Annotated in this window: 1 pseudogene; it reads left to right on the forward strand. The window is 28.0% G+C overall.

Annotation, left to right across the window (positions count from 1 at the left end):
* Positions 1 to 218, forward strand: a pseudogene (locus tag DN393_RS31795) (hypothetical protein); the annotation flags it as partial.
* Positions 219 to 497 lie beyond the last annotated feature (279 nt).

Genomic DNA, 497 nt, shown 5'->3' on the forward strand with positions numbered 1-497 from the left:
ATAAAAAGAAAATAGATAAATATAGTGAAATAGATAAATTAACAAGAGAAAAGTACTTTGTGTATATCACAGGTGATTTTTATTTTCATTTGGATATAGGACTTGAATCAAACTTTTATACTAAAATATATACGGCAAAAAGGAGGGAGTATATTGCACAAAATTATTTATGGAATATTAATTTTAATGTATACTTTGTATTCATTTTTTGTAAGTGACGGAAGTGAAGTAAGGTTTATTATGTTGTTAACTATAGTACTTATCTTTTCTGTGGTTTTAGAAAAAGGAAATGCAAACAAAACGACTGATTAAGGGTCGTTTTGTTTGCACTTTTTTAATTGGCTATTACAGTCCAGATGTTTTAGGGGGAGCACCAAATTTCATTTTTGGGGCACTATTAAATTTTTAGTTGATGAAAACACCCGCCTAAAATAGAAAACTTTTAATCTATTATCATTTATTCCGTAGCTTTTAAGGTATTTAACACGACCTTGGTT

The organism is Bacillus sp. BPN334 (genome assembly GCF_008368885.1).
GTDB lineage: Bacteria > Bacillota > Bacilli > Bacillales > Bacillaceae_G > Bacillus_A > Bacillus_A wiedmannii.